This window comes from Rhizobium sp. 0TCS1.26, assembly GCF_050455525.1.
In the GTDB taxonomy this organism is placed as follows: Bacteria; Pseudomonadota; Alphaproteobacteria; order Rhizobiales; family Rhizobiaceae; genus Neorhizobium.
This window is the reverse complement of the sequence record NZ_JBCIYV010000002.1, coordinates 371820-396636: the sequence shown is the minus strand read 5'-3', so window position 1 is coordinate 396636 and position 24817 is coordinate 371820. Positions and strand designations below refer to the sequence as shown.

General features: G+C 64.6%; 26 protein-coding genes and 1 pseudogene. 17 read left to right on the top strand and 10 right to left on the bottom strand.

What is annotated here, in order from left to right; genetic code table 11:
- Positions 1–10 precede the first annotated feature (10 nt).
- The 7 genes from AAIH46_RS09035 to AAIH46_RS09005 all read left to right on the top strand — a co-directional run bounded on the left by AAIH46_RS09035 (position 11) and on the right by AAIH46_RS09005 (position 5393).
- Positions 11–1582, top strand: coding sequence for a Na+/H+ antiporter subunit D (locus tag AAIH46_RS09035; RefSeq protein WP_430305521.1), 1572 nt, complete (start codon positions 11–13; stop codon positions 1580–1582).
- Positions 1579–2052, top strand: a complete 474-nt coding sequence (locus tag AAIH46_RS09030) for a Na+/H+ antiporter subunit E (protein WP_430305520.1) — start codon at positions 1579–1581, stop codon at positions 2050–2052. Before AAIH46_RS09035 ends, AAIH46_RS09030 begins: the two co-directional genes overlap by 4 nt.
- Positions 2052–2423, top strand: a complete 372-nt coding sequence (locus AAIH46_RS09025; RefSeq protein WP_430305519.1) for a cation:proton antiporter — start codon at positions 2052–2054, stop codon at positions 2421–2423. The genes AAIH46_RS09030 and AAIH46_RS09025 overlap by 1 nt, the downstream gene beginning before the upstream one ends.
- A complete protein-coding gene (gene mnhG, locus AAIH46_RS09020) occupies positions 2420–2761 on the top strand; it encodes a monovalent cation/H(+) antiporter subunit G (protein WP_430305518.1) in 342 nt (113 codons plus the stop codon). The genes AAIH46_RS09025 and mnhG overlap by 4 nt, the downstream gene beginning before the upstream one ends.
- A gap of 412 nt (positions 2762–3173) precedes the next feature.
- The gene (locus AAIH46_RS09015; RefSeq protein ID WP_430305517.1) at positions 3174–3602 is read left to right on the top strand and encodes a MucR family transcriptional regulator; all 429 of its coding nucleotides are present in this window, start codon (positions 3174–3176) and stop codon (positions 3600–3602) included.
- Positions 3603–4159: 557 nt separating this feature from the next.
- Positions 4160–4516 (top strand): helix-turn-helix domain-containing protein, encoded by a 357-nt coding sequence (locus tag AAIH46_RS09010; protein WP_430305516.1) that lies wholly within the window; start codon positions 4160–4162, stop codon positions 4514–4516.
- Positions 4509–5393 carry a DUF6456 domain-containing protein gene (locus AAIH46_RS09005; RefSeq protein ID WP_430305515.1) on the top strand — a complete coding sequence of 295 codons (885 nt, stop codon included), beginning with the start codon at positions 4509–4511 and terminating at the stop codon, positions 5391–5393. Before AAIH46_RS09010 ends, AAIH46_RS09005 begins: the two co-directional genes overlap by 8 nt.
- Positions 5394–5406: 13 nt before the next feature.
- Here AAIH46_RS09005 and AAIH46_RS09000 read toward each other — a convergent pair whose 3' ends face one another.
- Positions 5407–5826, bottom strand: a complete 420-nt coding sequence (locus AAIH46_RS09000) for a SufE family protein (RefSeq protein WP_430305514.1) — start codon at positions 5824–5826, stop codon at positions 5407–5409.
- 160 nt (positions 5827–5986) lie between these two features.
- Complete coding sequence (locus tag AAIH46_RS08995; protein ID WP_430305513.1) at positions 5987–6469, bottom strand: DUF5330 domain-containing protein; 483 nt, start codon at positions 6467–6469, stop codon at positions 5987–5989.
- A 449-nt stretch (positions 6470–6918) separates the two neighbouring features.
- Between AAIH46_RS08995 and AAIH46_RS08990 the strand changes: the two genes are divergently transcribed.
- Entirely contained in the window at positions 6919–8454 is a 1536-nt protein-coding gene (locus AAIH46_RS08990; RefSeq protein ID WP_430305512.1) for a sensor histidine kinase, read from the top strand.
- A 16-nt stretch (positions 8455–8470) separates the two neighbouring features.
- A complete protein-coding gene (locus AAIH46_RS08985) occupies positions 8471–9373 on the top strand; it encodes a peptidoglycan-binding protein (protein ID WP_430305511.1) in 903 nt (300 codons plus the stop codon).
- Between the two features lie 59 nt (positions 9374–9432).
- Here the strand turns inward: AAIH46_RS08985 and AAIH46_RS08980 are convergent, their stop codons facing one another.
- Entirely contained in the window at positions 9433–9666 is a 234-nt protein-coding gene (locus tag AAIH46_RS08980) for a hypothetical protein (RefSeq protein WP_430305510.1), read from the bottom strand.
- A 154-nt stretch (positions 9667–9820) separates the two neighbouring features.
- On the opposite strand from AAIH46_RS08980, the gene AAIH46_RS08975 reads away from it, so the two are divergent.
- Positions 9821–10159 carry a DUF1491 family protein gene (locus tag AAIH46_RS08975; protein WP_430305509.1) on the top strand — a complete coding sequence of 113 codons (339 nt, stop codon included), beginning with the start codon at positions 9821–9823 and terminating at the stop codon, positions 10157–10159.
- Positions 10160–10182: 23 nt separating this feature from the next.
- Here AAIH46_RS08975 and AAIH46_RS08970 read toward each other — a convergent pair whose 3' ends face one another.
- Positions 10183–11145 carry a DUF2336 domain-containing protein gene (locus tag AAIH46_RS08970; RefSeq protein ID WP_430305508.1) on the bottom strand — a complete coding sequence of 321 codons (963 nt, stop codon included), beginning with the start codon at positions 11143–11145 and terminating at the stop codon, positions 10183–10185.
- A 699-nt stretch (positions 11146–11844) separates the two neighbouring features.
- Between AAIH46_RS08970 and AAIH46_RS08965 the strand changes: the two genes are divergently transcribed.
- Entirely contained in the window at positions 11845–12048 is a 204-nt protein-coding gene (locus AAIH46_RS08965) for a hypothetical protein (RefSeq protein WP_430305507.1), read from the top strand.
- A gap of 19 nt (positions 12049–12067) precedes the next feature.
- Here the strand turns inward: AAIH46_RS08965 and AAIH46_RS08960 are convergent, their stop codons facing one another.
- The 5 genes and pseudogenes from AAIH46_RS08960 to AAIH46_RS08940 form a co-directional block, all read right to left on the bottom strand.
- Complete coding sequence (locus tag AAIH46_RS08960; RefSeq protein ID WP_430305506.1) at positions 12068–12616, bottom strand: DUF1254 domain-containing protein; 549 nt, start codon at positions 12614–12616, stop codon at positions 12068–12070.
- Positions 12609–13196, bottom strand: coding sequence for a DUF1214 domain-containing protein (locus AAIH46_RS08955; protein WP_430305505.1), 588 nt, complete (start codon positions 13194–13196; stop codon positions 12609–12611). Before AAIH46_RS08955 ends, AAIH46_RS08960 begins: the two co-directional genes overlap by 8 nt.
- A gap of 183 nt (positions 13197–13379) precedes the next feature.
- Positions 13380–13694: a BrnA antitoxin family protein gene (locus tag AAIH46_RS08950; protein WP_430305504.1), complete on the bottom strand. Its 315-nt coding sequence runs from the start codon at positions 13692–13694 to the stop codon at positions 13380–13382.
- Positions 13691–13943 (bottom strand): annotated as a pseudogene (locus AAIH46_RS08945) (BrnT family toxin). Before AAIH46_RS08945 ends, AAIH46_RS08950 begins: the two are co-directional and overlap by 4 nt.
- Positions 13944–13986: 43 nt before the next feature.
- Complete coding sequence (locus tag AAIH46_RS08940) at positions 13987–16185, bottom strand: transglycosylase domain-containing protein (RefSeq protein WP_430305503.1); 2199 nt, start codon at positions 16183–16185, stop codon at positions 13987–13989.
- A gap of 178 nt (positions 16186–16363) precedes the next feature.
- Here AAIH46_RS08940 and AAIH46_RS08935 point away from each other — a divergent pair, with 178 nt between their 5' ends.
- The 5 genes from AAIH46_RS08935 (at position 16364) to AAIH46_RS08915 (ending at position 22304) form a co-directional block, all read left to right on the top strand.
- Positions 16364–16834, top strand: a complete 471-nt coding sequence (locus tag AAIH46_RS08935; RefSeq protein WP_430305502.1) for a YcgN family cysteine cluster protein — start codon at positions 16364–16366, stop codon at positions 16832–16834.
- A 382-nt stretch (positions 16835–17216) separates the two neighbouring features.
- Positions 17217–20600 carry a class I SAM-dependent DNA methyltransferase gene (locus AAIH46_RS08930; protein WP_430306525.1) on the top strand — a complete coding sequence of 1128 codons (3384 nt, stop codon included), beginning with the start codon at positions 17217–17219 and terminating at the stop codon, positions 20598–20600.
- A 166-nt stretch (positions 20601–20766) separates the two neighbouring features.
- The gene (locus AAIH46_RS08925; RefSeq protein WP_430305501.1) at positions 20767–21660 is read left to right on the top strand and encodes an NAD-dependent epimerase/dehydratase family protein; all 894 of its coding nucleotides are present in this window, start codon (positions 20767–20769) and stop codon (positions 21658–21660) included.
- Between the two features lie 63 nt (positions 21661–21723).
- On the top strand, positions 21724–22023 hold the full coding sequence (locus AAIH46_RS08920; protein WP_430305500.1) for a type II toxin-antitoxin system RelB/DinJ family antitoxin: 300 nt from the start codon (positions 21724–21726) through the stop codon (positions 22021–22023).
- Positions 22020–22304, top strand: a complete 285-nt coding sequence (locus AAIH46_RS08915) for a type II toxin-antitoxin system RelE/ParE family toxin (RefSeq protein ID WP_430305499.1) — start codon at positions 22020–22022, stop codon at positions 22302–22304. The genes AAIH46_RS08920 and AAIH46_RS08915 overlap by 4 nt, the downstream gene beginning before the upstream one ends.
- 22 nt (positions 22305–22326) lie before the next feature.
- On the opposite strand, the gene AAIH46_RS08910 is transcribed toward AAIH46_RS08915, so the two are convergent.
- Positions 22327–23751, bottom strand: a complete 1425-nt coding sequence (locus AAIH46_RS08910; RefSeq protein ID WP_430305498.1) for a PLP-dependent aminotransferase family protein — start codon at positions 23749–23751, stop codon at positions 22327–22329.
- Between the two features lie 107 nt (positions 23752–23858).
- Between AAIH46_RS08910 and AAIH46_RS08905 the strand changes: the two genes are divergently transcribed.
- On the top strand, positions 23859–24725 hold the full coding sequence (locus AAIH46_RS08905; RefSeq protein ID WP_430306524.1) for a DMT family transporter: 867 nt from the start codon (positions 23859–23861) through the stop codon (positions 24723–24725).
- Positions 24726–24817 lie beyond the last annotated feature (92 nt).

The window sequence follows — 24817 nt, the reverse complement described above, 5'->3', positions numbered from 1 at the left end:
AGGAGGGATCATGGCAAGTCCGACATCCGCCCCGATCGATCTTTCCGCCGCCTTCGGCATGGCACCCACAGTGCTGGCCGACTGGCTGGTCGTCCTGCCGCCGGCATTGATGATCGGGCTCGGTGCCATCGTCATGATGATCCGACACCGGACGCGCCTGCACGCGATGATCGCGCTGCCCGGCCTTGCGCTGCTGGTGCTGATCGATGCGGCACTTCTGTGGAAGGTGGTTGCCGGCGGACCGGTCACCATGGTCATGGGTCGCTGGCTGCCGCCCTTCGGCATCGCCTTCACGGTTGACATCTTCGGCGCGCTGATGGCGCTCGCCGCGGCGATCGCAGCATTTGTCGCCGGCATCTACGCGCTCGACGACATCAACGAAGGCGGGCGCCGCTACGGCTTCTACCCCTTCCTGCTGCTGTTGATGGCTGGTGTCTCCGGCGCCTTCCTGACCGGCGACATCTTCAACCTCTATGTCTGGTTCGAGGTGCTGCTGATCTCCTCCTTCGGCCTGCTGATCCTCGGCTCGGAGCGCGAGCAGATCGACGGAGCGCTGAAATACGCCATCCTCAACCTGCTCGGCACGACCTTCTTCCTGATCGCCGTCGGCTACCTCTATGCGATCTTCGGCACCCTCAACATGGCCGACATCGCGCTGCGGGTCCGCGACATCGGCAACGCGCCGCTAATGACGCTGACCGCCCTGTTCGTGCTGGCCTTCGCGATGAAATCGGCAGCCTTTCCGGTGAATTTCTGGCTGCCCGCCTCGTATCACACGCCGCGCATCACCGTGTCGGCACTGTTCGGTGGCCTGCTCACCAAGGTCGGCATCTATGCGCTGATGCGGGTGGTGGTCATGCTGTTTCCGCTGCAGCGCGAGGAACTGAGCCTCGTGATCGGCGGCGTCGCGGTTCTGACCATGCTGGTCGGGGCGCTCGGCATGCTGGCGCAGAACGATCTGCGGCGGATGGTCGGCTACGCGGTGATCGCCGGCATCGGCAACATCCTTGCCGGCATCGCGCTCGGCACGGTGACCGGCATCGCCGGCGCCGTACTTTACGCGCTGCACTCGATCCTCGCGATGACGGCGCTCTATCTGGTCGTCGGCCGCGCCGCCGCCTTGTCGCACACCTGGAGCCTTGGCGCGGCGGGTGGCCTCTACCGGCTAGCGCCGGGGTTCGCCTTCCTGTCGCTGGCGCTGTTCCTGGCGGTCGCCGGCCTTCCGCCCTTTTCAGGTCTCTGGCCGAAGATCATGCTGGTAAAGGCAGCCCTCGATGTCGGCGCCTGGTGGATGGCAGCAGCGATCCTCGTCTCCGGCTTCCTGTCGACCATCGCGCTCGCCCGTGTCTTCCTGCTAGCCTACTGGCGCCCGGCGAGCGAGCCGCAGGTCGCATCAGGCATAGGCACGCGGCCGCGCCGCCAGCGCTGGGCCACCGTCCCGATCGTTGCGCTGGTGGCGATCATCACCCTCTTCGGCCTGTTTCCTGAAGTGCCGCTCAACCTGTCGCAGAGTGCGGCCGAGGGTCTCCTTCAGCCATCCGCCTATATCCAGTCGGTGTTTCCGCCGGGAGCCGCGCCATGACCGCATTCGCCATGAACGTCATGTTCGCCGTCGTCTGGCTGGCGGTCAGCGGCAGCGCCAGTTTCATCAACTTCCTGTTCGGCTTTCTCGTCTCGGCGCTGGCGATCGGCCTCATCCGGGAGCAGGCGGAGGGCGTCAGCTACCTGCGGCGGATCGCCCGGATCGGCTCGCTGGTCGCGCTGTTCTTCAAGGAACTGGCGCTGTCGGCCTGGAAGGTCGCGGTGCTGGTGACGCGGCCGAAGCTCGAGGTGCAGCCCGGCATCTTCGCCTATCCGCTGACGGTCGACCGTGACTTCGAGATCACCCTGCTCGCCAACCTCATCACGCTGACGCCCGGCACCCTGTCGGTGGACGTGTCGGCGGACCGCAAGCTGCTCTACGTCCACGCGATCGACTGCACCGACGTCGAGGGTACCTGCCGTGACATCGCCAACGGCTTCGAGCGCAAGATCATGGAGGCATTCCGCTGATGAACGACGAGCTGCTGATGTCCGGCGCCATCTGGATCGCCCTTGCCCTGCTTGCCCTGTCCTTCCTGCTGACGACCTGGCGGGTGATTGCCGGCCCGACGCTCGGCGACCGGGTCGTCGCCCTCGACATGCTGGTCGGGATAGCCATCGGCTTTATCGCCGTGATTGCCGTGAAGACCGGCTTTACCCTCTACATCGACGTGGCGATCGCACTCGGCCTGGTCGGCTTCCTGGCGACCGTCGCATTTGCCCGCTTCATCCTGTCGCGCCGGACGGCCGACGAGGAGGGGGAGGAGGGCGATCCGCAGGATGGCCGGGCCTATCCGCCGGACGGCGTGGCAGAGAGCCCAGCACCGGGAGCCAAGCGATGAGCCTCGTCCTCACCCTGATCACCGCCGCACTGCTGGTCGCAGGTGCGGCCTTCGCGCTGATCGCCTCGATCGGTCTGGTGCGGCTGCCGGACCTCTTTACCCGCATGCATGCGGCGTCGAAGGCCGGGACCGTCGGATCGGGTCTCCTGCTGCTGGCCGCAGGCCTGCACGCGGGTGACATGGCGATCTTCATGCGGTCGATCGCCGGTTTCCTGTTTTTCATCCTGACGGCACCTATTTCGGCACATCTTCTTGCCAAGGCGGCACATCAAGTCGGCTATCGCCTGTATGGAAAGACGGTCGTCGACGACTTGCGGCGTGATCGTCCGCTGGATTAACTATTGGTCGGCGCGGATTACTTGGAAACCGCCACTAAGCCGGCAGGCGTTGCAGAGATATTCGCCTTTCAACGGCAGCTCAGGCATGCCAAAATACCCGCAAATTGTATTTGGACTTTCATCCGAAGGGTGTTAATCGCTTTTCTGTAGAGCGCAGATGATGATACTGGTTCGACATATGCATTAGCCCTAATTTTCCTAACATATCAAATGGAAAAGCTAGGGCTTGTTGATTCCGGTCGGCTTAGACCAGTATCTGCATCAGCCTTCGGCCCAAAATCGTTCCCGCGTAGATCTAGGGGTGGATCTACGTTCCTGTGGAAGAACGGGACACGCACTTTGGCATTCGGCGTGCTCTGCAAGCGGCAGGTCTCGTTTCGACCTGTCAGTCGAACGAAACAGGAGACAAGAAATGACAGAACCCGTAGCCGGCAAGGCGCCCGATCTTCTGGTGGAATTGACCGCCGATATCGTCGCCGCCTATGTCAGCAACCACGTCGTTCCGGTTGGCGACCTCTCCAACCTGATCGCCGATATCCACAGCGCCCTCAGCAACACCACATCGCCCGCGCCGGTCCCGGCCGCGGTCGAAAAGCCGAAGCCGCCGGTTCCGATCCGCAAGTCGATCGAAGACGACTATCTCATCTGCCTGGAAGACGGCCAGAAGTTCAAGTCGCTCAAGCGCCATCTGATGACGCACTACAACATGACGCCCGAAGAATATCGCGAGAAGTGGGGTCTTCCCTCGGATTATCCGATGGTCGCACCTGCCTATGCCGAAGCGCGCTCGCGCCTGGCAAAGGAAATGGGCCTCGGTCAGCGCCGCAAGCGCGCCAAGTAACGGTCGCGACACGCGCACATCCGCAAGCGCCGGCAAACAAGCGCGTCCTGCATGCCCTCCCGGTCACGGGAGCAGACTACGCACAGCGCGCTGCCTTGCGGCGCATTCTACGACGGCGTCCGATGGCGCCGCGTCCTGTCTTTGCCGGAGATGGACCCGATGCGGGCCCCTCCGGCAAGATCGCCTCCGGCGCTTTCGGCGTGGTAGAGAGACGGGGACGTGCGAAGGAAAATAATCCCACGCTCGGTGTCAATAACCTCTAAAATTCTCGGAAAATCAGCGCTGCATCCCCAGCGTGCGCTTTTTGCTATCCACACAGATCTCTGCGGGTGTATGAATTAATTCCTATTTGGGAGTTGTTCATGCCTTACCAGAGATCATTGGAAATCCCCCGTCGCACGCAGCCTGTGCCACCCGCTCCGACAAACCGGAGCCTTCGGGAAACGCCCGGCCGGCAAGCGGCTGCAGAGCCATCCCCGCGAACGGGCCGCCCGACCTTGACGTCGCCGGCGCCTGCCGATGCGTCGGCTGAGGTGACGCCCGCCTGGTGCCGGTGCATGCATGATGTCGTCACGCCGCCCTCCGCCATGCAATGCGTGGAGATCTGCCGCATCGTCCGCTACATGGTGGCGGAGATGATCCACCTGTCGGGCGACCGCGTGCGCCTGCGCCAGGACCGCCGGCGCATGCTCTGCCACGTCCGGCAGATCGCCATGTATGTCTGCCATGTCGTGCTCAGCATCCCGCTCAGCGAGATCGGTCCGGCCTTCGGCCGCGACCGGACCACCGTCGGGCACGCCTGCCACGTGGTGGAGGATCGCCGCGACGACCGCGTCTACGACGATTTCATTTCATCCGTCGAGCGCATCGTCTCGGCCGTCTTCGCCCGCATGGAGGTGCCGCGCCATGACTAGATCCAGAACGACGCAAGGGCAGAAGGCGGGTACCGCTGCGGCGATTACGCCGGAGGAGGTGACGAGGGCGGAGGCAAGAAACCTGTCGCGCCTGCTGCGCTGCCTGCTGGACGGCCGCAAGCTTCAGCCGGTGGAGACATCGTCGGAGCCCGACAGCCTGCTGCTGCAGGTGGGCGACAGCACGCAGGTCGTTCATCGCAGCGTGCTGCGACAGGCGGTTTCGCTGGGACTGGTCAAGCAGGATGCCGGCGGCATCCTCGCCCGCCCGGAAGCGATCAGCTTCCTGCGCCGGGCAAAGCTGATGACCCTGCCAGGCGAAGCAGTCGCGGATACGGCCTATGCCGAACAGCATCGGGAGATCGTCGCCGACAGCGTCCCGGTGGAGGGCATGCGCCAGCCGGTGCGCCGCAATCTCGCCGACCAGCCGCTGGCGGGGCTTGCCCGTCTGAAGGACCGGGCAGGCAAGCCCTTCCTGCCTGCCGATGCCGTGGAGGCGGGCGAACGGCTGGCGCGGGATTTCGACCGCGGGCAGTTGCAGCCGCGGGTTACCGCGCGCTGGGAGCCGCAGATGGAAATCCGCGGTAAGGGCGAACGGGGCGGGATGGCCGATCTGACCGATATGGCGGCTGCGGCGCGCCACCGGGTGGGCGAGGCGGCAGACGCCATGGGACCGGAGCTTGCCGGCGTGGCGCTCGACGTCTGCTGCTTCGGCAAGGGGCTGGAGCTTGTGGAGCGCGAACGCGGATGGCCGGTGCGTTCCGCCAAGCTGATGCTGCGCACCGCGCTGATGGCGCTTGCCCGGCATTACGCGCCGCCGGTGCCGCAGCGTCGGTTCAGCCATCGCTGGGGAGCGGAGGATTACCGTCCGGATCTCTGACGGCTTTAAGGAGCTAGTGAGAGACGATGCCGCGTGCCTCGTCGCGGATCCGCTTGACCATTGAGCGCAATCCGTTGGCCCGCTGCGACGACAGGTTTTCGACGAGGCCGATCCGGTCGAAGATCTCGATGACATCGGTGGTGGCGATCTCGGACGCCCGCTTGCCGGAATAGGCGGCAAGCACGATGGCCACCAGTCCGCGAACGATGTGCGCGTCGGAATCGCCCTCGTAGCGCATAACGGGATCGCTGCCGTCGCCCGGGTGCGAGACCACCCAGACCTGGCTGGCACAGCCGCTCACCTTGTTCTGCGCGGTGCGGTCCGTGTCCGGCAGGTCCGGCAGTGCCTTGCCGAGTTCGATGACATAGCGATAGCGGTCTTCCCAATCCTCGAGGAACTCGAAGTCTTCGATGATCTTATCGATGCTGGTCATGCGGGCTCCTTGGGCTTGCGTCTCATATAGGTGTCGCCCACCGCCACGAAAACGAAAAAAACGCCGCGAGAACAGGTTTCTCGCGGCGCCAGCAATCGGCTGAAAGGTGACAGGCAGAACAGGCATCGGAAGATCCGGTGCAAGCTTTGGAAGAAGGGTCTCAGCGCTCCGGGCGCTTCTGCGGCAGCGGCACGGTGCCGGTCACCACGCTGTCGGTCGAACGGCGACCCTCTGCCTCGGCCAGCTTCTGCGGCAGCGGCTGGCTGGGCGCCGAGGTCAGCGTCAGCTTCGGCATCGACGGCAAAAGCGCAGACGGATGTGCGGCAGGGGAGGCCGATGCCGTCGCAGCAGCCTGTTCGGCCGGCGCCAGCTGGCGATCGAGGAATTCATAGGCCACCCGGGCGCCTTCCTTGGCGCGGATGGCAAGGGCGGTGAAGGTTTCGCCGCCCTTGACGCAGACCTCGGGCTTTTCGCTGCAGAGGCCGCTGAGATAGGTGTAGGCACCGGTGGCGGCGGTGAATGCATCGGCGAGCTGAAGCTGTCCGGCGGTATTCTCGGTCGGCGCCTGCGGGTGGCTGCTGAAATAAGACAGCACCACCAGGCCGGCCGCAAACACCACGCTTGTCTTGATCAGGAACCACATACTCGTTCACCTGCTGCTTCTCGTCGGCGCCGGATCGCTTCCGGTCTTGGATGAGCCCAACCTAGGCTCGACCGGGAAACGTCCGATTGCGGCAAAAGCTGCGTTTTGAATCGCATTTGCATCAAATTTTATCGATCACCCTTTCCGGGGGGCTTCCGGCGGCTTTTCGTCAAACTTTAGCGGTCGCCGTTAAGCATAACTGTGGCGGGCGCGCCGGAAAGCTGGGGAAGAGCGGGCGGGGAGCCTGCCGCAATCCTTAACGAGATCCGGAAAATTGAAACAATTCCGCTGGTTACGCCCCATTAACCACGCCGGACGATGGTTCGTTCCGGGACAGCGAAACGGCTGTTTTGGGCCTTTGCGGACCCCTCCAGGGGGCTTCGTTTATAGTTTCCTTAAGCGCCCGACGCCTAAGGTCTGGGCATCAAGATTCGCGGTTAGGGTATAGAGTGCGCGTATTGACCAACATTGGCGAAAGGGCGATCCGGAGCATCGATCGGGCCTCCCTTCGCTGGCTCCAGCAGCTCGGCGACAACGGTTGCGTGCGCACCGGCGATGTCGTTGCGCTGCGCGTGCTGGCCCTTGCCTGCCTTGCCTGCCTGCTGCTGCTGCCGGCCATGTCGGCCATGCTGCTGAGCCCGGCGCTGGCCCTGCCGGTCGCCGCCGCGCTGATGCTGGCAAGCCTGGTGTGCCTTGCCGCTGCCGCCGTCCGCCTGTCGCGCAGCCGGGAGATCCAGCCTGTCGAGACCGCTGCCGACGACCTCGCTTTCGAGGCCTGCCCGGGTGTCGTCTTCCACTGCGACGCACACGGCATCGTGCTGCGCACCGGTGGCCGCGACCAAAACCTCCTGCCGACCTTCCGCCGCGATCCGCTCGGCCTGTCGCTTGCCGAACTCGTCCACGTCTCCGACCGCATTGCCGTTGCCCAGGCGCTGGACACTCTGCGCCAGGGCGAGAGCGTGGCGCTGGTCGATGCAAGGATCGAGCGTGGCCTCGATGCCGAGGGCGGCCGCCAGTTCCTCGCCGCACGGCTCGACCTGTCGGGCCTCTCGGACGGAGAGGGCGATCTTGTCGGCATCTTCGTCCAGATGCGCAATATCTCCGACGAACTGCAGCTGCGCGACGAGATCGTCGCCCGCCGGGAAGAAGCGGTATCGGCGCATGATGCCAAGTCGCGCTTCCTGGCCGCCGTCAGCCACGAGATGCGCACGCCGCTCAACGCCATCCTCGGTTTCTCCGACGTGCTGGCAGGCGAATATTTCGGCCGCCTGGAAAACGACCGCCAGCGGGAATACGTGGCGCTGATCCGCCAGTCCGGCGCTCATCTGCTGGCCGTCGTCAACACGATGCTCGACATGAGCCGCATCGAGGCCGGCCGCTACGAACTGCTGACAGAACCCTTCCGCATCGCCGACGCGGTGGAGACCTGCCGCGCCATGCTCGACCTGCAGGCCCGCAGCAAGGGCATCACGCTCACCACCCGCATCGCCCGTGGGCTCGGTGAAGTGACCGCCGACCAGCGCGCGGTGCAGCAGATCCTGATCAATCTTGCCGGCAACGCCATCAAGTTCACCAAGTCGGGCGGCGTCGTGTCCATCGATGCGGCGCAGGTTGGCCGTGACGTGAAGCTCGTCGTCAGCGACACCGGCATCGGCATCGCCGCCGACAAGATGGCCATGCTCGGCCAGCCCTTCATGCAGGTGCAGGGCGACTACGCCCGCGCCTTTGAGGGAACCGGCCTCGGACTGGCGCTGGTGAAGGGGCTGGTTGCGCTTCACGGTGGACGGTTCGAGATTGAAAGTCGCCCGGGTGACGGAACCGTGGTAACCATCACCCTCCCGATCGACGGCCGGGACGATCTGGAAGCCGGGCATGAAACCGGAGAGACGATCGAATTCCCGCCGCGTCTGAGAGCTCTCGGCGATGTGGCCGTAACATATGGACAGGGATTGGCGCATGAGCGCGCGGAAGCGAAAAGCGCCTGACCGGAAGAAGAGGCCGGTGAAGCAGCCCGGCATCCTCTGGCAGGCAGTGGTCGGTGCCGGACGTCTGGTGGCGCGCAAGCCGCGCGCGCTGGCGGGTGGCGTCTGCGCCGCCGTCGCCTTCAGCTTTGTCGCCGCGAACGCCCTCTGGTACCAGCCGGGCGGCCATCCGCACCCCTTCTTCCAGACCCGCGACCCAGAAGATCCCAATGCCATTGCCGGCTATCGTCCCGCCGACCGCGATGCGCCTGGCGAGGTCACCACCTTCCACATCGAACGCCAAAACGAAGTGCCGGACGTGCTGCCGGTAAGGCCGGCGGAGCAGCCGGCGCCGACGGCGATCGAACTGCCACAGTCGACCGCGATAACCTCCGGCACGTCACGTCCGGCGATCCAGCCGTTCGTCGATCCGCTGATCGCGCAGCCGGCCGAAGAGAAGACCGCAGCCGCCGTCACCCCCGTTGTTCCGCCCGTCGTTCCCAAGGTCGTGCCGACCCAGCGGCCGGCCGGCAAGCTTGCGGCGGAAGATCCGGTGGCAGCCGCCATCCGCGCCTCCGAACGCCCGGCTCCGCAGCGTGCTCCGGCCGAGCGGAATGCGACGCAGGCGGCATCTGCGCCGCGGCCCGCCATCGTTCCGCCGGCAGATGTGCCGTCCGACACGCCGGTCAACGCCCGGGCGACGCGGGCCGATCAGGTCGCCGCCCGCCCGACCAATGTTTCCGCCGGTTCGGCCGTCGACCTCGTCATGCAGATCCAGCGCGGCCTGGTGAACATCGCCTATACCGACGTGACGATCGACGGCGTGGCAGGCGCCCAGACGCGGGCTGCCATCCGGCACTTCCAGAAGCATTACCGGCTGCCGGAGAACGGTGAACCCTCCGAGATCGTGCTGCGCAAGCTGCGCTCGATCGGGGCGCTCTGAAGCCTTCGTCAGAGATGACGAACACGGCGACGTTAAGCCGCCGCATCGACCCTCACAGGTTACTTCGGGTGTTCCTGGGCAAAGACCAGCATCTGCCAGACGACCGGCCCGAGCACCCGGTGCTCGTGATGCGACGGCGGCAATGCCTGCCGCTTGCCGACCGCGATCTCGTCGCCGCAGGTCCTGCATCGGTAGATGCCGGCATTCGGCGGAACCTGACCCGGCAGCCATTGCTTGTCGAAGGCCGCGACCTCGCTGCGCACCAGATGGTCGGAATACTTGTACTTGGCCATTGCGTCTCCGTGGGGGCGAGGCGGATGTCTGCGGGTTCAGGCGCACGCCTGCGATCCCTGACCGCCAAGAGTACGGCCTGACGGTTATCGAAACTTCAATGACGGCATACTCGCCGGTGCTGTTCTTCATCGGGCTCGTAGGCTAAGAAATGCCATGCGCCTGCGATCCGACATCTTCATTTCTGCCCTGACGCGCCGTGTCTTCGGGCTTGGCGGATTTGCCGCGATCGAGCGACGCGGTGCCGACCAGGCCGGCGCGATCTTCATCCGCCACCGACACCGCGACGGTACCGAGGACCTTTATGCACCGGCGCCGCAGATGATGGCGGGCGAGGATGGCGAGCGTCGCTTCGAACGGCGGCTGACGCGCGTCGAAGCCGCGGATGTCGACGCGACGATCGCCCGTGAGGCCCGTTTTGACAGCGATCTGTGGCTGGTGGAACTGGATGTCGACACGCTCGGCGACCTGTTTCCGGTCACAGACGACACCTAGCCGGCAGAGTAGCTGCGATCGGCCTACCGGCCGCCTCGGGCGATGTTCAGCGGCCGATGGGTGGCCGTGGTCCGCAGGCCTTGCGCTTGGGAAGCGTTTGCCGTGCCCGATGCGGGATCCGCATAGGTATAGTGATCGGCGCGGCGCCAGGCGTCGACGCGGCGGATGCACGCGTCCTCATCGAGTTGCGCCCACAGGATAGCGCCGCGCGTCTCGTCGCCAATCGCCTCGCGCAGATGGCCGTAGAACCGTTCGAGCACGAACAGCGCCTCCCGGCGGCTCATGCCGATGCCCTTCAGTGTCGTGCCAAGCTGATGGCCGGAGATGTCGAGCATGATGCGTTCGGCAAGCCAGCGGCTGGCCGACAGCGCGTCGGAGAGCGTTGTCGCAAAAGCGTCGGCCTCGCGGGTGCGGGCAAAGCGCACGAGCAGCGCCTCCTGCACGGCGGTGATGGTACGAAGCCCAAGACGGTCCGTATGCGGGCGGTGATGCTGTGCCGCCATCTGCTTCAGCCGCGATCGCAGGGCTTCCTCGCGGTCCGCCTGCGCGTCTGCCTGGGGGGCAGGCGGCTCGACGGTATTTGACCCGGTGTGTTCGATGGCGGCTGTCGTCTCGATCGGCCGTTCGGCGGGGCTGCGGCTCTGGCGCAGTCCGACCAGCGCATCGATGACGGCCGGCGAAAGATTGTCGCGCTTGACGATGGTGCGCGCGTGCTCCTCGCCCTGGGTGCGGGCGATGGTCACCAGTGTCTCGTCGTCGAGGCAGGGGGAGGCGACAAGGAACGGCGCGGCGATGGCGATGGGCTGGCAGGCGATGAAGAATGCGACGGCCGGCGGCACGTTCCGCGACTGCGACAGCGACGCCACGGCCTGTCGGCGGGCTTCCTCGCTGGAGGCGGAGAACAGCGGCGAAAACAGTTCCGCGAACTGTCGCAGTTCCGACTTTGTCGGATGCGGCAGTTCCTCAAAACTGGTTACCGTGGCCATCAGAACCACATCCTTTCTGCGCATGGCCTGCGGCCTCTCAAGTTCACGATACCGGTCCACGGTCATATCCACCGACGCATTACAAAAGATAGACAGTCGAGCTTGCCCGCGACGGATCATCCGCCGGGATCCCGTCACTGGACAGGGTGAGGAGGCGAGGGGATTTACCCGCCGTCGCCCTCTCGGCATGGTTAAGACATGCTATGCAGCACGCGGTTAATGGCTGGTGAAGAAGCGCACAATGAGACAGCAGAAGGCGTTGCTTGTATCGAACCGTTGCAGGCAATCCCCGCATCGAACTCTGGAGAGCCCGGATATGCTTCGGCAACCCGTGATGGCGTGGCCGATCGGTGCGGCGGAGAGGGCACGAGGACCTGCGCTTCCACGAGAGCCGCAATCTATTAGCATTAACCTCCTGTTAACCCTGTTATGGCTCAATCCGGGTCACACCGCATGAGGCTTCTCCTGGTGGAGAGGGCGGCAGCACAATCCGGTTCGAACCCGGACTGGCTTGGCAAGGGTAGAGACGCACCGAGCCTCATGTTCGCATGCATCGCTGGAGCCTGCGGTTGCACTTTGGCCGCAGCCTTGAACGAGAACGGCGCGGATGCCTCGGTCGAGGATGCGCCGGCCCGCAGGTCGGGCAGGATGAAATCGGACGTCCCTTCATCCCTCTCGAAGTCCTCGAAGGAGACGCGCATGGCCGAGATTGTTGAATTGAAGACCTGGCGCGACACGCATCCGCAGCGCGTGCCGGTTCACCCGCCGCTGAAGCCGGAGATCTGGCTGGGCCAGAGGCCGCAGGCCGAGCTGTTGCTGTTCCTCGGCGTACGCTACGAGCGGATCGACGAACGGGAGGCTCCACGGCTCGACGGCATTCCGCTACGGTCCGACACGCACTGAGGCCCGGTTCGACAGAAATTTATTCCCAGGCCATCGGGCTGCAATCGGCGCCGGCGAGAAAGGTCGTCGTCGACGGCCGCAGGCTCTGCTGGGGGGCCATCGCCCGCAACACGGCATATCCCTGAACCTGCTGGGTCTCGACGATGATCGACTGCATCAGCGTCGACGGCATTTCCTTGCGCAGCGCCGTCGCCTGCACCGGCGTCGCGACGATCACGTCCAGCTCGCCGCCCGCCGACGTGCGGTCGTTGATGCTGAACGTCTCGTTGGAAGCGCTGTCGAAGGTGGCGAGCGACCAGAAGGGCACGCGGCCTTCGGCCGAAATCCGCACCGGCTCGTCGCTGAGGTCGAACGAGCAGACGGCGACTTCGAGGAACGGGTCTTCCTTGGCAAGCCCTGCGGCATCCGGCCGCGCGCCCAGCGGATGGAAGCGGAACGGCGCGCCTTCGCCGGAGACCCGGCTGAACGCGTCGCGCTCGCTGAACGAGGGCAGCGACAGGATGATCACCAGATGCAGGAGCGCGGCGCCGATGATGCCGGCGACGATGGCGAGCAGCAGTCTAAGCATTGCCGCACCCGATGCGCTGGAGCGACGGCATGGTGAGGTCGATCAGACCCGTGCTGCCGGCCGTCGGCGTGTCCAGCAGGTTGAGCACCAGCCGGAAGGACTGGCCGGCCCTGACCGCCAGCCAGTTACCGGGCGCGGCGGCCGCGCCGATGGTGATCTCGAAGCTGCCGTCGCCACGGCGCAGCACGGTGTGCGAATTGAGTGCCGTCGGCAGGTCGCCGAAGGCGGTTGCCGCTTCGCCGCCGCTGCTCTGGGCGAACAGCGTCCACAGCCGCGCCGGTGGCGTCTGACCGGTCATCCGATAACTGCACTGGCCCGACAGCGGCGCGCCTGAACTGTCGACGCTGGCCGAAAACGTTAGCCCCTCGGCACCGCCGAACAGCAACCGCCCGTCATTGGCGCGGTGCGCCTTGGCATAGGGGTCGGCATCGATCGTCTGGGCCTGGGGAAAGGCTTCCCAGGCGCCGAGCTTGATCGCCCCGAAGCCTTCCGTCGCATCCAGCGCGATGAGGGTCGACCAGATGCCGCCGCCGAAGGCGATGATCAGGCTGAGGGCGACGAGAAGCGGCAGGCGGAACAAGCAGGGTGGCCTTTCTAGAAGTGTGGCCGAGGGTTAGCATTGTTTGGCTTGCGGGAAAATGGTGGAGCAGCGGGAGCGGACCATCAATTTGTGGGGGGCGTCGTGGGAGCCTGGCGCTGACGCCTGGAACCAGTGCCATCAACCAGGGGCAAGGGGGCGTGGCGGTTCATGCTGGAGACGGCCTTAGAGCCCGGCCGCCTTGCGCAGCGCGGCGTTGATGCGGCCCTGCCAGCCCTTGCCGGTGGCACGGAAGCTTTCAAGAACGTCGTCATCGAGCCGCAGCGTTACCTGCTTCTTCGGGTGCTCGACAGACGGGCGACCGCGTGTGCGGCGCAGCTCCTTCATCGCGTCGAAGAAGTCGGGCGGCAGCACCTCGCCGGCCGGCCGCAGGTTTGCGAGCTCTTCGGTGCTCATCTCTGGGAAATCGACAGCCTGAATATCTTCGGCCGAGTAGGTCGGGGTCGATCTCTGCACATTGGCGCGTGCGGCCTTGGTCATGGAAGGCACCTTCTTTCATTCCTGCTCGCCGGCCGGAAGCTGTTGATCGAGATCGCTTCCATGCCGAGCAAGGCGAATACGACGGCAGCGGCGCCATCGCGGAAATAAGCGATGGCTTCAACCGCCGTCTGCCGGTAAAGCCTCCACCACGACAGCGGTCTGCCAGTCCAGCTCGCCGACACCGGCGAAGTCCAGGCCATGCTTTGCCAGATTGGCATGCCGCTTAGACTTGTCGCAGACGATCTTCATGGATAAATGTAGCTACATTTATTGAGGCTGGCAATGTCCGGACCTACGGCCGACCCTTTTCCGGCTCGCCCGTCTGGCTGCGCAGGGTCGCGTCCGCCACCTTCTGCGATGAACGGCCGAGGTCGGAGGCCTTGGTCAGGCTTTCGGCGATGCCGCGCAGGATGCGGGTCGATTCCGCCGACAGCGAGCGGGGCCGGATGAGCGGCGGCAGGCCGGTCTCACTGCCCTTGGCGGCCACCGCCGGGCCGCTGGCGTGGTTGCCGTGCGGCAGCGGATTGTCGATGCCGGGGACGGGCTTGAGCTCGATGCCCTGGTGGGCATAGTCCATGAGCTTCTTGAAGGTCATCGCCGGCAGCGCGCCGCCGGTCATGTTGTTCATCGAGGTGAAGTCGTCGTTGCCGAACCAGACGGCCGTCGTGTAGTTGCCGGTAAAGCCGATGAACCAGGCGTCGCGGTAGCTCTGCGATGTGCCGGTCTTGCCGCCGGTGACGATGCCGCCATCGAGCGCTGCGCGCTTTGCCGTGCCGATCACCGGGATCTGCGTCAGGATGCGGTTCATCGACGACATGGCCTTTTCCGAGACCACGCGCTGCGGTGCCGGCGCGTCGCGGGAAAAATCGTAGAGAACATCACCCTCGTAATCGAGCACCTGGGCGATGCCGTGCCGGCGCGATTGCAGGCCGCCGGCCGGCATCACCGCATAGGCGGTCGCCTGGTCCATGACGGTGACTTCCGAGGTGCCGAGCGGGATCGTCTTGTCGGAGCGCAGCGGCGTCTCGACGCCCATCAGCTTTGCCGTTTCGACGATCTTGTCGGTGCCGAGCTCGTCCTTGGCCAGCCGCACGGGAACCGTGTTCAGCGACTGCGCCATGGCCGAAAGCAGCGTCACGCGGCCCTTGTAGGAGCGGCCGTAGTTCTGCGGCGACCAGCCGCGCCAGGTGATCGGCGCATCCGAGATCACCGATTCCGGCGTAAAACCCTTCTCCATGGCCGCCGTATAGGTATAGAGCTTGAACGACGATCCCGGCTGGCGCAGCGCCTTGGTGGCGCGGTTGAACTGGCTCTCGCCGTAATCGCGCCCGCCGACCATGGCCCGTACGGCGCCGCCGGTCTCGATCATCACCAGCGCGCCCTGCTTGACGCGGTAGCTCTCGCCATATTCGCGCAAAGACGATTCCATCGCCTCGTCGGCTGCCTGCTGCAGGCCCATGTCGATCGTCGTGCGCACCACCACCGAACGCTTCTTCAGCCGGCCGTCGCCGGCCAGCCGCTGCACCTCCTCGAAGGCCCAGTCGAGGAAATAGTCGGGGGCGGGGGTGGCGGCCCGGTCGATGACGGTGGCCGGATTGCGGCGTGCGGCGATCACCTGACCTTCGGTCATTAGGCCGCCCTGGACGAGATTGGTCAGCACCTCGTTGGCGCGCCCGCGAGCGGCCGGCAGGTTGACATGCGGGGCGTATTTGGCCGGCGCCTTGAACAGGCCGGCGAGCATCGCGGCTTCCGCCAGGTTCACCTCGGTGATGTTCTTGCCGAAGTAGAACTGTGCCGCCGCCGCTGCGCCGAACGTGCCGGCGCCCATATAGGCCCGGTCGAGATAGAGCGACAGGATCTCCTTCTTCGACAGGTTGGCTTCCAGCCACAGCGCCAGGAAGGCTTCCTTGATCTTGCGCTCGATCGACCGCTCGTTGGTGAGGAAGAGGTTCTTGGCCAGCTGCTGGGTGAGCGTCGAGCCGCCCTGCACGACGCCGCCGGCCTTGGCGTTTTCGCTCATGGCGCGCACAAGGCCCAGAAAATCGATGCCGAAATGCGAAAAGAAGCGCCGGTCCTCGGTCGCCAGAACTGCCTTCACCAGATGATCGGGCAGCTTGTCGACGGGCACCGAATCCTCGTGGATGATGCCGCGATGGCCGATGACATTGCCGTAGCGGTCGAGGAAGGTGACCGCGAAATCGCCGCGCGAGCGCCAATCCTCCTTGGTCTCCTCGAAGGCCGGAATGGCAAGCGCCAGCAGCACAACCATGCCGGCAGTGCCGAACGTCATGCCCTCGTCGAGGAGCTCGACGATCACCCTTTTTCCGCCGCGGACGCGGAATTTCCTGGAAAAGATGGTAATCTCTTCCCAGATCTCGGAGAGCTTGAAGCCGAGGTTCCAGACGGTGGAGTCGATCCAGCTGTCGACGCGTAGCAGCAGATGCCGCCTGCGGCGACGTTCCGGTTCCGGCGATTGGGGATCGTCCTGCACGGTTGGATTTTCCTTCCTCGGACCTGCACTTGCTTGACGCCCGGGACACGAAGGACGAAAAGCCGTCCGATGTCTCTATTCGGCAATCGCTGACAATTGGTTGACGCACGCCAAAAGTCGCCGCCTGCAAGGTCCTCTCAAGGACACGATATGTTCAGCCGGTGCGTGAAATGGCAAGATGGAAAATCCTTTCTGGAAGACGAAAAGCCTTGAACAGTTAACCGTGGCGGAGTGGGAAAGCCTCTGCGACGGCTGCGGGCTGTGCTGTCTGAACAAGCTCGAGGACTGGGATACCGGCGAGGTGGCTTTTACCTCGGTCGCCTGCCGGCTGCTCGACGGCGACAGCTGTCGCTGTTCCAACTACCCCCGCCGTCAGGAATTCGTTCCGGAATGCATCCAGCTGACCCCCGACAGCGTGCGCGACATTCCCTGGCTGCCGCCGACCTGCGGCTATCGGCTGGTGCGCGACGGCGAGGACCTCTACTGGTGGCACCCGCTGGTCTCCGGCGATCCGGAGACGGTGCACCAGGCCGGCATTTCGGCGCGCGGTCGCACCGTGTCCGAAGAGACCGTCGATGTCGACGATTTCGAGGATTACCTGATCGACTGGCCGCTGCATGTCGGCGACCGGGCGCAGGAGCGGCGGTGAGTGGGAGGGAACAGGGCAGCAGGCAGTAGGGAGTTTTGAGTGTGGACGCCCACTCTGTCCTGCCGAGTTACGCATGTGCTAACCCTCCTTTGTCCTGCCGGACATCTCCCCACAAGGGGACTGTGCCTGTTAAGAAAGCCCCTCCCAAGCCCTCCCCACAAGGGGGAGGGCTTTAACCCAGCCGCCCCGCCGAAGCACGTTGAAGCCTGCTCGGTTGCCGCAAAGGTTCTCCCCCCCCTTGTGGGGGAGATGGCGGCAGCCAGAGGGGGCCGAAATCCGGCACGACGTCTTTGGGATGATACCTCCACCCACCTTTTCCCCGTGGCCTCGGCCTATGCGATGACTATGATCCGGGTTCACTGATAGAGCGTGGTAGGCGTTCATCGCGCGGTGGCAGGGGCAGGAGGGTGGCCAGGAGCGGGCAAACTATGCGCTCTTCCTGACGGAGCTTTGCGGCCTTCTGGGGCTTGATCATCCCGACCCGGCTTCCGCAGCCCACGAAGACAACGACTACGTCTTCGAGCGGGTGGTGAAGGTGCCGGCCCGCGAAGGTGCGGCGTCTTCACGGCGCATCGATCTCTACAAGCGCGACTGCTTCGTGCTGGAGGCCAAGCAGAGCCGGCTGGCTGGCGATAAAAAGCTGACCGGTACGCCGCAGCTTCCGGGCCTGGCATTGGCCGAGGAGACCGCACCGCGCGGAAAACGTGCCAGCGCCAACCGCTCCTGGGATGTGCTGATGCTGAACGCCCGGGCGCAGGCGGAAAATTATGTGCGCCTGCTGCCGGCTTCGCACGAACCGCCGCCCTTCGTGCTGGTCTGCGATGTCGGTCATGCGATCGAGGTCTATGCGAAGTTTCGCCGCGACGGAAAAGCCTACGACCAGTTCCCCGACCGCCGCTCGTTCCGCATCTATCTGGAGGACCTGCGCGATGAGGCCGTGCGCGAGCGCCTGAAAGCGATCTGGACCGATCCGACCGCGCTCGATCCCTCCCGCCATGCCGCCAAGGTCACCCGCGAGATCGCCGTCCGCATCGCCAAGGTCAGCCAGGCGCTGGAAAAATCCGGCCATGCCACCGAAGAGGTGGCGATGTTCCTGATGCGCATGCTGTTCACGATGTTTGCGGAAGATGTCGAGCTGCTGCCCAAGGACAGCTCCAAGGAACTCCTGAAAGATTGCGCGCAAAAGCCCGAAATCTTTCCGGGCATGATGGAAGACCTTTGGAAGGCCATGGACGAGGGCGGCTTTACCGCAACCATCCGCGAGAAGGTCAAGAAATTCAACGGCGAGTTCTTCAAGAACCGCCGCGCGCTGCCCTTGGCGAAAGAAGAGATCGGCGAGTTGCTGGCAGCGGCCCGCTACGACTGGAAGGATGTCGAGCCTGCCATCTTCGGCACCTTTCTGGAACAGGCGCTCGATCCCGCCGACCGGCGCAAGCTCGGCGCCCATTACACGCCGCGCGCCTATGTCGAGCGGCTTGTGATCGCCACCGTCATCGATCCGCTGCGCGCCGAATGGGACAATGCCCGTTCCACCGCCGATCGGCAGAAGGCGGAAGGGAAAGCCGAAGCGGCGATCAAGACCGTGCAGGCCTTTCATGACAGGCTCTGCGAGACCCGCGTGCTCGATCCGGCCTGCGGCACCGGCAACTTCCTCTATGTTTCTCTCGAGCTGATGAAGCGGCTGGAAGGCGAGGTGCTGGAGGCGCTGGTCAACCTCGGCGGCCAGGAAGGTCTTGCGCTCGAAAGCCACACGGTGGATCCGCACCAGTTCCTGGGGCTTGAGGTCAATCCGCGCGCCGCGGCAATTGCCGAGCTGGTCCTGTGGATCGGCCATCTGCAATGGCATTTTCGCAATCGCGGCGTCGCCCCCTCCGAACCGATCCTGAAGGCCTTCCACAATATCGAGAACCGCGACTCGGTGCTGCTGTGGGACGGCTGTCCCATGCCGAAAGTCGTCGACGGCAAGGAGACCTATCCCAACCCGCGCCGGCCGAAATGGCCCGATGCCGATTACATCGTCGGCAATCCGCCGTTTGTCGGCGGCAAGGATATCCGCGCCAGGATGGGCGGCGGCTATGCGGAGGCGCTGTGGAAGGCCCACAAGCACATGAACGAGAGCGCCGATTTCGTCATGTACTGGTGGGACCGCTCGGCCGAAATGCTGTTGCGTCCGAAGACGAAGCTGAAGCGCTTCGGCTTCGTCACCACCAACTCCATCAGCCAGGTCTTTCAGCGCCGGGTCATGGAGCCTTATCTGGATGCCAAGAAGCCGCTGTCGCTCACCATGGCGGTGGCCGACCATCCCTGGACGAAGGTGACCCGCGACAGCGCCGCCGTGCGCATCGCCATGACGGTGGCACAGGCGGGGAAGCACGACGGGCGGCTGCTGGAGGTGACGGCGGAGGAGGGCGTCGAGACGGACAGCCCGGTGATTTTGTTTGCCGAGAAGGCGGGCAGGATCAATTCGGATTTGACCGTTGGGGTGGATGTAACGGCGGCGGTGGAGCTAGCAGCGACAAGAGGGATTACTTCAGCTGGAATGAAGCTTCACGGGGCAGGCTTCTTGGTGGATCGCAATATGCTGCTGAAGCTAGGGGCCAGCACCCGAAAAGGGTTGATCGAACGGATCCGACCTTTTCGCAACGGTCGGGATTTGATGGCGTCTTCACGAGACTTGATGATCATCGACATGTTTGGACTAAGTGCCGAGGAGGTGAGGTCACACTATCCTGAGGTATATCAACACCTGCTAACGACAGTTAAGCCTGAGCGAGATACGAACCGGGATGCTGATATCAAAAGGCGTTGGTGGCTCTTCGGCAGAACAAGAGATGAAATCCGTCCAGCACTGGAAAATATCGATCGATATATCGTGACAGTTGAAACAGCAAAGCACCGTGTCTTCCAGTTTTTAGAGAGTGCTATCATACCGGATAATAAGCTGTTCATAATTGCTTTGTTCGACGCCTACTCTCTGGGCAAATTATCTTCGAAGTTTCACGTTTTCTGGGCTATGCGATCTGGCAGTTGGCTCGGTGTCGGCAACGACTCTGTCTACGTTAAGACACGCACTTTCGACCCCTTCCCATTCCCGGAAACTTCTGAAGCCCAGAAGCAAAAAATCGGCGCAATTGCCGAGGAGCTGGATGCCCATCGCAAGCGCGTTCTGGAGGCGCATCCGCACCTGACGTTGACGGGGCTTTACAATGTGCTGGAGCGGCTGAAGGCCGGCGCCAGGCCAGATGAGCTGAACGACAAGGAGCGCCGCATTTTCGATGACGGTTTGGTGCTGATCCTGAAGGAATTGCACGAGCGGCTCGATCTCGCCGTGGCGGATGCCTATGGCTGGCCGGTCGATCTGCCCGCGGAAGAGGTCTTGGCCAATCTCGTCGCACTCAACAAGGAGCGGGCGAAGGAGGAAAAGCGCGGAAAAGTGCGCTGGCTGCGGCCCGATTACCAGATCCCGCGTTTCGGCTCGGAGAAGGAAAAGGAAGAGCAAATGGAGGCCGATCTCGGCGAGGCGATCCTTGCGGCGGTGTCAGGCCCGAAGCCGAGCTTCCCCACCGACGAGCGCGACCAGACCCCGGCGGTGCTGCACCAGCTGATGGAAGCGGAGGGGCCAGTCGATGCGGCAGCCATCGCCGCATCTTTCAAGCAGGGCCGCAAATGCCTTCCTGCCGTGCAGGCGGTGCTCGCCTCGCTCTTCCGCATGGGGCTGGTCTCGACCGCCGACGGCGAGCGCTTTGCGTTCAGACGCGCTGCTTGAAGCGTCGGGTCTGGCAGACGAAGTCGGCGGGTGAGTGCGTGGCGGGAGCGGCTCGTCAGTCCTGACGCCGACAGGCGGTCCTCGACCGCACCCGCACGCGCCCATTCCCAACCGCTGCCTGTCGCGCTATCTCTGCCGCGACATGTCATGCGGGAGGAAAAATACCATGGGCAAGCGGATCATCTTTACCGGCGGCAGCGGCAAGGCGGGGCGGCACGTCGTGCCCTATCTTCTCGACAAGGGCCATCAGGTGCTGAACCTCGACCGCCAGCCGTTTCCCGGCGACCGGGTCGCGACCCTGATCACCGACCTGACCGACAGCGGCGAGGTGTTCAACGCGCTGTCGACGCATTTCGGCTTTGACGGACTGGAGACCGGCAGGGGCCCGGCGCCGGTTGATGCGGTGGTGCATTTCGCCGCCGTGCCGCGCATCCTCATCCGCCCGGACAACGTCACCTTCGCGGAAAATGCGACCTCCACCTATAACGTCATCGAGGCGGCGGTGAAGCTCGGCATCCGCAAGGTGATCATCGCCTCCAGCGAAACCACCTACGGCGTCTGCTTTGCCGAGGGCGACAAGGATTATCATCAGTTTCCGCTGACGGAAGAGTATGACGTCGACCCGATGGACAGCTATGGGCTTTCCAAGGTGGTCAACGAGAAGACGGCGCGCGCCTTTGCCATGCGCTACAAGGCCGATGTCTATGCACTGCGCATCGGCAATGTCGTCTCGCCGGAGGATTACGACAACTTTCCCGGCTATCTTGCGGATCCGCCGTGCCGCAAGCGCAATGCCTGGAGCTATATCGACGCCCGCGACCTCGGCCAGATCGTCGATCTCTGCGTTGCCAAGGATGGCCTCGGCTTCCAGGTGTTCAATGCCGTGAACGACACGATCACCGCCAAAGAGCCGACCCGGGAGTTTCTGGCAAAATGGGCGCCGGAAACGCCGATCGTCGGCGATCTGGAGGAATTCGGAGCGCCGATCAGCAACCGCAAGATCCGTGAGGTGCTGGGCTTTCGCGAGGAGCACGACTGGCGCGATCACGTGCAGGGATAAGGCGGCGGCTCCTGACAACGTCATTCACCTGATGTACACTCGGGGCTCAACGGGAGAACTGCGATGAGCGCCGATGCCCTCGTCCAGGCGCGTATCAACGCCGATGTGCGTGACCGCGCCGCAACCGTGCTGGAAGGCATGGGGCTGACGATTTCCGATGCCGTGCGGATTCTGCTGACCCGGACGGCAGAAGAAGGTGCGCCGCCGATAGAGCTTCTCATGGAAAAAGAGGCGCATGATGCCTGGTTCCGCGGAAAGGTTCTGGAGGCTTTAACGGACGACAGACCCGATGTCCTGCACGCCGAGGTCGAACAGCATTTCGCCAGTCGCCGGGATGCTGCCGGCAAAGCCAAACGTTCATGATGTTGATCTGGTCAGCCCATTCCGTGGCTGACCGCGAGGCGATTTTCGATCATGTGCTGGCGGAAAATCCGCAAGCAGCGATCCGGCTTGACGAGAGACTGTCGGCTGCTGCCAACCACCTGTGCGAGTTTCCGATGAGCGGACGCGCCGGCCGCGTGGACGGAACGCGTGAACTGGTTGTCGCCGGCACGCCTTACATCATCGCTTATCACGTGGGGGCTGACAGGATCCGCATCCTGCGGCTTCTGCACGGCGCGCAGCAGTGGCCTGACGGTTTCTAGCTCCCGCGCCTCCAACGCCCCTTTAGGCTCTCATTGCCTTTTCCAGCACTGCGTAGATGCGCGGATCGGTCATCTGCGCGACGTTGAAGCGCATGAAGCCGGCGGAGGTCTGGGCGACGCTGAACACGTTGCCGGGGGCCAGCACCACGCCCTCGGCGATGGCGAGCCGGGCCAGGTCGGCGGAATCGCACCCCTCCGGCAGTTGGCACCAGAGATAGAAGCCACCGCGCGGCATGATCCACGGTGTGATGCCGAGCTGGGCCAGCCGGTCGATGGTCTCGCGCCGGGCCTGCGACAGCTTGCGGCGTACCTCTTCCACATGCTTGCGCAGCCCGCCGCCCGAGAGAACCTGGGCGACAAGTTCGGTCGAGACCGGGCTCGGGCCGCCGAAATTGCTGGCCACCTGCAGGTCGACGAGTTGTTCGCAGAGATCGGCGCGGGCGGCGATATAGCCGCAGCGCACCGAGGCGGACAGGATTTTCGAGAAGCTGCCGATGCGGATCACCTGCTGCAATCCGTCGAGCGCCGCCAGCCGCACGGAGGGATCCGGCTCGAAATCGGCAAAGATCTCGTCCTCGACGATCATCATCCCGGCGCGTGTGGCAGCGTTCAGCACGCGATGCGCGACGGCCGGAGACAGTGTGGCGCCCGTCGGATTGTGGAGCCCAGAATTGGTGAGGTAGAGGCGCGGCGTCTCGGCCGCAACCATCGCCTCGAAGCGGTCCATGTCGGGCCCGCTCGGCGTGTAGGGAACGCTGACGACGCGTGCCTGGTGGGCTCTGAGCAGCGTCTGGAAGTTGAAATAGCAGGGGTCATCGACCAGCACGCAATCGCCCGGCCGCAGCAGCAGCCGGCAGACGAGATCGAGCGACTGGCTGCCCGAGCCGGTGAGCAGGATCTGGTCGAGATTGACCGGCAGCCCTTCATCGGCGAAGCGAGATACCAGCAGCCGCCTGAGCGTCGCCGAGCCTCGCGTCGAGCCGTAGTTGGAGAGCAGCGCATCGTCGGCGCGGGACAGGTGGCGGAGGGCGCGCCGCAGCGCGTCACTCGGCATCCAGTCGGCCGGCAGCCAGCCACAGCCGGGCATCAGCATGCCGGGTTCGGCATCCAGCGACAGGCGCGACACCCAGAAAGGATCGACGGCGCGCTCGCGTGGTGTCACGCCGCCGGCAAGCTTGAGCGGCGCGGGCGGCCGATCGCAGACATAGAAGCCGGAGCCCGGCCGCGCGCGGATCAGCCCTTCCGCCGCCAGCCGCTCATAGGCCTCCACGACTGTCGACGGCGAGATACCCATGGTCGAGGCAAGGCCGCGTACCGATGGCAAGCGGTCGCCCGAGGCCAGGCTGCGGCTGTCGATGCGGTGACGTATGGCCGCCATCACCTGTGCGGTACGGCCCGGCGGTCGGGTGCCGTCTGCCTTCGTCTCACGAACAGTGTTCTGATCCATCATCCGTACCATTACCGAGAGCCATACAGTTTGGCGAAATCGTACCGTATCGTTGCTGTTCCTGCCATCGCTTTCGCCGTAATCCGGGACAGGAAAGCGAGGTCGTGATGAAAGAAATCCAGGGCGGGCTGGCGAACGGAATGGCCGGCGTCATCATTTTCAGCGGCTCGCTGCCGGCGACCCGGGTGGCGGTGGCGGCATTGTCGCCGCTGTTCCTCACCGGCGCGCGGGCGGTGATCGCGGCACTGCTGGCGGCGATGCTGCTGTCGGTGTTTCGCCAGCCGCGGCCAACGCGTGCCGATCTCGCATCGCTCGCCATCGTCTCGGTCGGGGTGGTTGCCGGCTTTCCGCTGCTGACGGCGCTTGCCCTGCAGCATGTGACCTCCGCCCATTCGATCGTCTTCATCGGCCTGCTGCCGCTGTCGACCGCCATCTTCGGCGTGTTGCGCGGTGGCGAGCGGCCGCGCCCGGCCTTCTGGGTGTTCTCCAGCCTCGGCAGCGCGCTGGTCGCAGGCTTCGCGCTCGCCGACAATGGCGGCGGGATCTCTGTTGCCGGCGATCTGTTGATGCTGGCGGCGATCCTCCTCTGCGGCCTCGGCTATGCGGAGGGTGCGAGCCTGTCGCGCAGGCTCGGCGGCTGGCAGGTGATCTGCTGGGCCCTGCTGCTGGCCGCGCCGCCGATGGCGGTGCTGGCACTCGTCACGCTGCCGGGTGATCTGTCGGCGGTCGGCGCGCCCTCCTGGGCGGGTCTCGCCTATGTCTCGGTGTTCAGCATGCTGATCGGCTTCATCTTCTGGTATCGCGGCCTGGCGCAGGGCGGCATCGCGGCGGTCGGCCAGTTGCAGCTTCTGCAGCCCTTTTTCGGCCTGCTGCTGGCCGGTGCCGTGCTCGGCGAGGCCGTGACGCCGGCCATGCTGTGCGCCACGTTGGGTGTGGTTGCCTGTGTGGCCGCCGCCCGCCGCTTCGCCCGCTAGATCAGGCCGCGCACGGTGTTTTTCCAATAGTGTGCGGGAGGCCTTGACCTTCCCATGATGGGAAGCCTTACATGGGGTGGGAAACGAGGTTT

Coding starts and splice junctions, on each gene's coding strand:
- AAIH46_RS09035 (WP_430305521.1), top strand. CDS start 11: ATGGCAAGTCCGACATCCGCCCCGATCGATCTTTCCGCCGCCTTCGGC.
- AAIH46_RS09030 (WP_430305520.1), top strand. CDS start 1,579: ATGACCGCATTCGCCATGAACGTCATGTTCGCCGTCGTCTGGCTGGCG.
- AAIH46_RS09025 (WP_430305519.1), top strand. CDS start 2,052: ATGAACGACGAGCTGCTGATGTCCGGCGCCATCTGGATCGCCCTTGCC.
- mnhG (WP_430305518.1), top strand. CDS start 2,420: ATGAGCCTCGTCCTCACCCTGATCACCGCCGCACTGCTGGTCGCAGGT.
- AAIH46_RS09015 (WP_430305517.1), top strand. CDS start 3,174: ATGACAGAACCCGTAGCCGGCAAGGCGCCCGATCTTCTGGTGGAATTG.
- AAIH46_RS09010 (WP_430305516.1), top strand. CDS start 4,160: ATGCATGATGTCGTCACGCCGCCCTCCGCCATGCAATGCGTGGAGATC.
- AAIH46_RS09005 (WP_430305515.1), top strand. CDS start 4,509: ATGACTAGATCCAGAACGACGCAAGGGCAGAAGGCGGGTACCGCTGCG.
- AAIH46_RS09000 (WP_430305514.1), bottom strand. CDS start 5,826: ATGACCAGCATCGATAAGATCATCGAAGACTTCGAGTTCCTCGAGGAT.
- AAIH46_RS08995 (WP_430305513.1), bottom strand. CDS start 6,469: ATGTGGTTCCTGATCAAGACAAGCGTGGTGTTTGCGGCCGGCCTGGTG.
- AAIH46_RS08980 (WP_430305510.1), bottom strand. CDS start 9,666: ATGGCCAAGTACAAGTATTCCGACCATCTGGTGCGCAGCGAGGTCGCG.
- AAIH46_RS08975 (WP_430305509.1), top strand. CDS start 9,821: ATGCGCCTGCGATCCGACATCTTCATTTCTGCCCTGACGCGCCGTGTC.
- AAIH46_RS08970 (WP_430305508.1), bottom strand. CDS start 11,145: ATGGCCACGGTAACCAGTTTTGAGGAACTGCCGCATCCGACAAAGTCG.
- AAIH46_RS08965 (WP_430305507.1), top strand. CDS start 11,845: ATGGCCGAGATTGTTGAATTGAAGACCTGGCGCGACACGCATCCGCAG.
- AAIH46_RS08960 (WP_430305506.1), bottom strand. CDS start 12,616: ATGCTTAGACTGCTGCTCGCCATCGTCGCCGGCATCATCGGCGCCGCG.
- AAIH46_RS08950 (WP_430305504.1), bottom strand. CDS start 13,694: ATGACCAAGGCCGCACGCGCCAATGTGCAGAGATCGACCCCGACCTAC.
- AAIH46_RS08935 (WP_430305502.1), top strand. CDS start 16,364: ATGGAAAATCCTTTCTGGAAGACGAAAAGCCTTGAACAGTTAACCGTG.
- AAIH46_RS08925 (WP_430305501.1), top strand. CDS start 20,767: ATGGGCAAGCGGATCATCTTTACCGGCGGCAGCGGCAAGGCGGGGCGG.
- AAIH46_RS08920 (WP_430305500.1), top strand. CDS start 21,724: ATGAGCGCCGATGCCCTCGTCCAGGCGCGTATCAACGCCGATGTGCGT.
- AAIH46_RS08915 (WP_430305499.1), top strand. CDS start 22,020: ATGATGTTGATCTGGTCAGCCCATTCCGTGGCTGACCGCGAGGCGATT.
- AAIH46_RS08910 (WP_430305498.1), bottom strand. CDS start 23,751: ATGGATCAGAACACTGTTCGTGAGACGAAGGCAGACGGCACCCGACCG.
- AAIH46_RS08905 (WP_430306524.1), top strand. CDS start 23,859: ATGAAAGAAATCCAGGGCGGGCTGGCGAACGGAATGGCCGGCGTCATC.